Raw genomic sequence first — 7,358 nt, forward strand, 5'->3', positions numbered from 1 at the left:
GTACTGGGTTTGGTGGCGGTCGCGGCGTTGTGTCAGGTGCCGGGACTCACGCATCCGCCGATCACCAGTACTGACGCCTACCGGTACGTCTGGGACGGGCGGGTGCAGTTGTCCGGCAGTTCGCCGTACTCACATGTGCCGCTCGACGACGCTTTGGCGCGGTTGCGGGATCCTGTGCTGTTCCCCGGACTCTCACCTTCAGAAAGATCTGGAGTAGTCGGACCACCCAGAGTGCCGCACGATCCGGCCGCTATCGCGGCGCTCTCGACCGACGATCCCCGCACCCGCATCAACCGCCCGCGCGTGCCGACCATCTACCCACCCGTCGCCCAGGCCTACTTCACCGCCGTCGCCCTCTTCACCCCGTCGTCTGCCGGCACCGTCGGACTCCAAGTAGCGGCCGCCGCACTCGCTGTCGCGCTGACAGCACTACTTGCCGTCGAGTTGAGGCGCCGCGGCCGCGACCCACGCTGGGCCGCACTGTGGGGTTGGTCACCGATTGTGTCCTTGGAGGCAGGCAGCGCCGCCCACGTGGACGTCCTCGCCGCCCTCCTGATCGTCGCCGCGGCGATCCTCGCCACCCGCCGCAAACCAGTCCTCGCCGGACTTCTCCTGGGAGCCGCAGCCAGCGTGAAGCTGCTCCCCCTACTCCTCCTCCCAGCCTTCACCCACCGCAAGAACCTCCGCACCCCCTTGGTTGCCATCGGCACCTTCTTGGCGTCTTACCTCCCGCATCTCCTGGTCGCCGGCACCCTGGTAGTCGGCTTCCTGCCCGGTTATCTCACCCAGGAGGGCTTCTCCGACGGAAGCTCCAGATCGGCGATTCTCGCGCTGCTATTGCCTCCTGAGGCCCGTCAGTTCGCCGCCGTCCTCCTCGCGATCGCGCTCGCACTACTCGCGATCCACCGGCACGGACGGGAGCCGATCGCCGTCACCTGCTGCTGGTTGTACGGCGCCGCGCTGTTGATCACCACCCCGACCTACCCCTGGTACGGACTTCCTTTGATCGCGCTCGCAGTACTGGCCGGGCGGTTCGAATGGCTCGCAGTACCGTTGGCCGCCTATCTGGCCTACGCGAGCTTCGGGCACGAGCTGCGGCAGGGCCTCATCCACCTCACCGCGGCGCTCATCGTCACCCTCACCATCACCGTCCGTCACCAAGCGACCGCCTCAAACCGGTTTGACTCGCTCGCCGCGGCCCTCCGACACTGAACGGCGTGACTACTCGCATCGCACTGGCGACGTGCGCCGACCTTCCGGACCTCTTCGAGGACGATCTACCGCTGGTCGACGCCCTCCGCGCCGCCGGCCTCGCCCCCGTGGCCGAGGTCTGGACCGACCCGTCGGTGGACTGGTCCGCGTACGACGCGGTCCTGCTGCGCTCGATCTGGGACTACCACACCCGGTACGTCGAGTTCACCGAATGGCTCGGGCTCCTCGACAAGGCCGGCGTCCGGGTTCTCAACGACACCGACCTGGTCCGCTGGAACTCGGACAAGCGCTACCTGCTGGAACTGCGCGAGAAGGGTGTCGGGATCGTCCCGTCCCAAGTGGCCGCCGGGGCGCTCCTGCGCGAGGTGGTCGCCGGTCTGAACGGCCAGGAGATCGTGGTCAAGCCGACCGTCAGTGCGAGCGCCCACAACACCGTGCGCGGCATCGCCGGGTCGGAGGAGCTGACCCGCGCGATCGACGACCTGCCGGATGCCGTGTATCTGGTGCAGCCGTTCCAACCGGAGATCCAGGCGGACGGCGAGTGGTCCGTGATCTTCATCGGCGGCACCTACTCCCACACGGTGCTGAAGCGCCCGGCCGCCGGCGACTTCCTGGTGCAGCAGCACTTGGGCGGATCGGCCGTACTGCGTGAGCCGTCGACCGTAGTACTGGAAGGCGCGACCGCGGCCCTCGCGGCTGTGGACACCCGGATCCCGCCTGCCTACGCCCGCGTCGACGGCATCGTCAGCGGGGGCCGCTTCCTGCTGATGGAGCTCGAACTGATCGAGCCCTACCTCTTCCTCCCCGACCACCCGGCCGCGAACGAGAAACTCGCCGCGGTTGTCGCCGAAAACGTACGGTGACCCCTCGGGTACGTTCCGCTTCCCCTTGGTGCACAAGCGGTTCCGAGCCCTTGGAAAGCTCTTCAGCACGCTCCTAACCTGAGGAGATTCCCCGCGGCCAGGAGGCGGCCGCGGGACCGTCTTGGGGGCGACATAATGCAGAGTTTCGACGACATGACCGATGAGGAACTGGACGAGCTGGAAGCGCTCGGGGCGGCTGAGGACGCCGAGGAGATTCTCGGGAGTCCTGATGTCTGAGACCAGGATGAGCTGGCGCGGCTGTCACCTGAACAAGCGAACGGTCAGCATGTTGCAGGCCGCCGAGAAGCTGGCGAAGCGGCAGCTCGTGATCACGCAGGGCTCGTACAACAAGGGCGGGGTGGCGGCGTCGGCCGGAACCCACGACGGCGGTGGAGCGGCCGATATCCGGGCTGTCGGACTGACCACAGCGCAGCGGAAGGCCGTCGTACTGGCTCTGCGCCAGGTGGGATTCGCGGCCTGGCTGCGGACCCCGTCGCAGGGCGACTGGCCGTACCACATCCACGCCATCGCGATCGGCGACAAGGACTTGTCACGGGGTGCCGCCAACCAGGCACTGGAGTATCGCCGGCTGCGCAACGGACTGGCGAACCGCGGCAAGGACGACGGGCCGGCCGGGTACTACGGGATGACGTACGAGCTCTACCTGAAGAACATCCCCGCCAAGCCTGGCAAGCCGAGCCCGAACACCACGATCTCGCTCGGCGCGATGGCGTATGCCCGGGTGCACGACGGGATGAGCGGCGTCTGGGGTGCCGACCGCGCCCAGGTGCTCGCGTGGGCCGCGCACCCCAAGATCGCCGCCATCGGCAAGGCCGAGACCAGGCCGGCGCCCGGGACGCCGTGGCACCTGCACTTCCAGGCGATGACGAAGAAGATCCAGCGCCGCTTCAAACTCAAGGCCGACGGCGTCTTCGGCCCCGTCACCGCCGCCGTCCTGAAGCCCTACGGCTACACGATCATCGCCTAGCTGACTCGGGTTCCGGTCAGGATGGTGACGCGGACGCTTTCGCGGTACGGCGTGTGCTCGGTGAGGGCACGGGATACCTGCTTGGCGAAGTAGGACCGTTGCTCCACCGGTGGGAGCAGGTCGACCGGGAGGGCCGAGTAGACGCCGCCGATGATTCGTTCGAGATCCAGCTGGTCGTCGTAGTGGAACTCGGCCCGGCCTACCTCGTAACCAGCCGCCTGCAGGCTCTCGGCGTACCGGCTCTGGCTCTCCTCGTCGGTGCCGCAGGTCGCGCTGACCTCGGTGTCCAGCCACAGTTCGAGGTACCGCCGGAGTGCGCGCGACCAGCCGCTGTCCTGCAGCCAGAGCGGTGTCCCGTTGGTCACCACCGCCACTCCCCCGCCCGGCCGGACCAACGGGAGCAGGTCGTGGAAGAGTCGCTGGTGGTCCATCCAGTGCAGTGCCTGGCCGATCGTGACGGCCGCGAGCGACTCCTTGCCGAGCAATGCCCCGAGCGCCGGGACGTCGGTGTCGGCGCCGACCATCCAGCTGAGATTGCCCCGATCGCCCGCACCGGTCCGGGCCTCGGACAGCATGTCTGGCTCCGGATCGATCCCGATCACCGCGCGGACCCGGTCCGCGACCGGGAACGCCAACTGGCCGGTGCCGCAGCCCAGATCCACCACGACGTCGTCCCGGGTCAGGGCAAAGGCCTCGACCAGACTGTCGATCACCGCCGGTGGATACCCACGCCGGTACTGCCGGTAGAACCCAGCCACTTCACCGCGAAACCCCAACGCCATCCCTCCACTGTCCCAGCCCACCGCAACCCCACTACCCGAATCTGCCCAGCGCAGACACCGAACTAGGCTCAGACCATGCCGAGTCTCGAGGATGTTCGTCTGGCCGCTGCTCAGCTCGAGGGGCGGATCCATCGCACGCCGATGGTCGAATCGTCGGCCCTGGACCAGATCTTCGGTGCCTCGCTCACGCTCAAGGCCGAGCTGTTCCAGAAGACCGGCAGCTTCAAGGTCCGCGGTCTGCTCTACAAGACCCTCCAGCTCACCCCCGAGGAACGCGAGCGCGGCGTCATCACCGTCTCGGCCGGCAACGCCGCGGGCGCCCTCGCCTGGGCCGCGCGCGACGCCGGCGTACCGGCGACCGTGGTGATGGCGAAGACGGCCGTCCCGGCCAAGATCGAGGCAGCCCGCGCGTACGGCGCTCAGGTGGAACTCGTCGAGGGCGACCTGATCGCGGCGTACGAGGCGATCCGGGACGAGCGCAAGCTCACCGGCGTGCACCCGTTCGACGACCTCGACGTGATCACCGGGCACGCCAGCCTCGGCCTGGAGTTGCTCGAGGATCGTCCGCACCTCGACACCGTGCTCGTCCCGGTCGGTGGCGGCGGGCTGATCTCGGGCGTCGCCCTCGCGATCAAGCTGCTCGAGCCCGGCACCCGTGTCATCGGCATCGAACCCGAGACCGCCGACGTGGTCAGCCGTAGCCTCGAGGCTGGCGCTCCGCAGCGACTCCTGACCGCGAAGAGCGTCGCCGACGGCCTAGCCGCGCCGCTGTGCGGCACGCACAACTTCCAGATCATCAGCCAGTACGTCGACCAGGTGGTCCGGGTCAGCGAGAACGCGCTCATCGAAGCCACCCGGCTGGTCATGTCCCGCACCAAACTCGCCCTCGAACCGGCCGCTGCCGCGCCCTTCGCCGCCCTGCTCGAGAACAAGATCGACCTCCGAGGCACCACCGCCGCCGTCGTCAGCGGTGGCAACCTCGACGTCTCCAAGCTCCAGCTCTAAACCCCGGCGGGGTCCAGACGGCGAGGTGGCAGGTCTGAGACCACGCCGTCGCCAGGGTCGTCGAGCAGGTCACCCTGGCGGACCGGATCGTTCTCCGGGAGCAGGATGTCGCGGGCCACCACCAGCATCAGCCAGAGCGTGCCGGCCATCCGCAGTACCACCGAGAACCAGTAGATCTTGTCCGGCTGATCGGGTTGCCCGGGCGCCAGGAACTGGGCCAGATGCAGCCAGACCATCATCCAGTAGAAGCACTCGCAGGCCTGCCAGATCAGCCAGTCCCGCAGCTTCGGCCGGGCCAGCGCGACCAGCGGCAACAGCCACAGCACGTACTGCGGTGAGTACACCTTGTTCACCAGCAGGAACGCGGCGACCACCAGGAACGCCAGTTGGGCGAACCGGGGTGGCCGCGGTGCCATCATGCCGAGGATCGCGATCGACAGGCAGAGCCCGGCGAAGATCACGATGTTCAGCCGGTTCACGTCGGCGACCTCGTGGCCCGCCAGCTTCAGCACGTACCAGATCGAGCCGTAGTCGCTCTCGCGTTCGTCGTTGAAGACCCAGAACGACATCCACTCGTTCTTGGCGAGCAGGTAGATCGGCGCGTTCACCAGCCCCCAGGCGAAGATCGCGGCCACCGTCGCCTGGAACCAGGGCCAGAGCTTGCGGCCCCGCAGACAGACGATCAGCAGCGGCCCGAGCAGCAGGAACGGGTAGAACTTGGCGGCCGTCCCGAGGCCGAGCAAGATCCCGAACCAGATCGGTTTCCCCCGGGACCACGCCCACATCGCTCCCGCGGTGAGCACGACGGCGAACAGATCCCAGTTGATCGTCGAGGTGAAGGCCAGTACCGGCGCGGCAGCGACGTACAGGGCATCGAGTGGCTGGCCGCGGGCCGCGCCGGCACGCTTGGCCACACCTCGTGCGGTGGCGACCGTCAGGCCGACCAGGAGCAGGGCGCAGAGGAAGAGCATCGCGACGTTGACGATGAAGAAGACGCCGGCGGTGTCGCGCTTCTGCTCGACCGTGACGTCCTGCTTCGGATCACCGGTGAACACCCAGGTGATCTGTGCCGCGACCTCCATGAAGCCACCGGTCAGTACCGGGTACTCCAGCACCGGGTAGTTGCCGGTGTCCAGGAACGGCAGGTTGCCCTCGGCGAAGCCGCGCTCCTGGTAGAGGTAGCCGATGTCGGAGTAGCACAGCGCCTTGAACGGACGCCAACTCTGCCGGTCCCAGCCGGCCTCCATACAGGGCGCCTTCTGCAGTACGCCGAGCGCGAAGGTGATCGTGCACACCGCGAGCGCGATACGCAGTGGGGTCCACCAGGAGGAGCTCAGCCGGGCGAACCGCCCGGTCGGACCACCGAGGCCCGCCGTCAGACCGGCGACCGCGGGATCGACCTCCGAAGGGGTCGGCCGGGCCTGCGTGTCCTGGGCGTGTCGAGAGGTCACGGTGGACATCGTCTCCTATCCGGTCGACCGCCGGTCAGGCGGCGCCCGCCAGGTTACCCAGGAACCTCCTCACCATGTGCAACCGACACCGAGGCGGCTCGTCAGGGTTGGTCGTCCGACCGCTTGCGGTCCGCCTGCTCCTCCAGGTGTTCCAACCGGCCCTCGTCGTCGCCGGCGTCGAGGAGGTTGTCCGGCGGCGCGCCGCTGTCCAGGTACTCCATCTTCGCGATGTCCGGATGGTGCAGATCGAACGCGGGGCTCTCGGACCGGATCCGCGGCAGCGAGAGGAAGTTGTGCCGCGGCGGCGGTGAACTGGTCGCCCACTCCAGCGAGCGACCCCAGCCCCACGGGTCGTCCAGCCCGACGCGAGGGGTCCGGCTCGACTTGTAGACGTTTTACAGGAACGGCAGCGTGGAGAGCCCCAGGACCATGGCTCCGACGGTCGACACCTGGTGAAGCACGGTGAATCCTTCAGCCGGGCCGTAGTTGGCGTACCGGCGGGGCATTCCTTCGACGCCCAGCCAGTGCTGGACGAGGAAGGTGCCGTGGAAGCCGAAGAACAGCGTCCAGAAGGTGATCTTGCCGAGCCGTTCGTCCAGCATCTTGCCGGTCATCTTGGGCCACCAGAAGTGGAAGCCCGCGAACATCGCGAACACCACGGTGCCGAAGACGACGTAGTGGAAGTGCGCGACCACGAAGTACGAGTCCGATATCTGGTAATCCAGGGCAGGTGAAGCCAGGATGACGCCGGTCAGGCCGCCGAACAGGAAGGTGGTGAGGAAGCCCACCGACCACAGCATCGGGGTGTCGAACGACACCGAGCCGCCCCACATCGTGCCGATCCAGTTGAAGAACTTCACCCCGGTCGGGACCGCGATCAAGAACGTCATGAAGGAGAAGAACGGCAGGTTGACCGCGCCGGTGACAAACATGTGGTGCGCCCACACCGCCACCGAGAGCGCCGCGATGCCCAGCGTCGCCGCGACCAGGCCGATGTAGCCGAAGACCGGCTTGCGGCTGAACACCGGCAGGATCTCGGTGATGATGCCGAAGAAGG

6 protein-coding genes and 1 pseudogene are annotated in these 7,358 nt (G+C 67.7%); 4 read left to right on the top strand and 3 right to left on the bottom strand.

Annotated features, from left to right (window positions below; translation table 11 throughout):
* The 3 genes from VFG33_RS35120 to VFG33_RS35130 form a co-directional block, all read left to right on the top strand.
* Positions 1-1,212, top strand: a 1,212-nt coding sequence (locus VFG33_RS35120) for a glycosyltransferase 87 family protein (protein ID WP_325057334.1), incomplete at its 5' end; no start/stop codon positions are given.
* 5 nt (positions 1,213-1,217) lie between these two features.
* Positions 1,218-2,075, top strand: coding sequence for an ATP-grasp domain-containing protein (locus VFG33_RS35125; protein WP_325057335.1), 858 nt, complete (start codon positions 1,218-1,220; stop codon positions 2,073-2,075).
* 229 nt (positions 2,076-2,304) lie between these two features.
* Positions 2,305-3,063, top strand: a complete 759-nt coding sequence (locus tag VFG33_RS35130) for a hypothetical protein (RefSeq protein WP_325057336.1) — start codon at positions 2,305-2,307, stop codon at positions 3,061-3,063.
* Here the strand turns inward: VFG33_RS35130 and VFG33_RS35135 are convergent.
* Positions 3,060-3,845, bottom strand: a complete 786-nt coding sequence (locus tag VFG33_RS35135; RefSeq protein ID WP_325057337.1) for a class I SAM-dependent methyltransferase — start codon at positions 3,843-3,845, stop codon at positions 3,060-3,062. The genes VFG33_RS35130 and VFG33_RS35135 overlap by 4 nt on opposite strands.
* A 75-nt stretch (positions 3,846-3,920) precedes the next feature.
* Here VFG33_RS35135 and VFG33_RS35140 point away from each other — a divergent pair, with 75 nt between their 5' ends.
* Positions 3,921-4,850: a threonine ammonia-lyase gene (locus VFG33_RS35140; protein WP_325057338.1), complete on the top strand. Its 930-nt coding sequence runs from the start codon at positions 3,921-3,923 to the stop codon at positions 4,848-4,850.
* Here VFG33_RS35140 and VFG33_RS35145 read toward each other — a convergent pair.
* Positions 4,847-6,310, bottom strand: coding sequence for a glycosyltransferase family 87 protein (locus VFG33_RS35145; RefSeq protein ID WP_325057339.1), 1,464 nt, complete (start codon positions 6,308-6,310; stop codon positions 4,847-4,849). The genes VFG33_RS35140 and VFG33_RS35145 overlap by 4 nt on opposite strands.
* A gap of 92 nt (positions 6,311-6,402) precedes the next feature.
* Positions 6,403-7,358 (bottom strand): annotated as a pseudogene (locus VFG33_RS35150) (cytochrome c oxidase subunit I); the annotation flags it as partial.

Origin of the sequence: Kribbella sp., from assembly GCF_035687465.1 — a bacterium.
In the GTDB taxonomy this organism is placed as follows: domain Bacteria; phylum Actinomycetota; class Actinomycetes; order Propionibacteriales; family Kribbellaceae; genus Kribbella.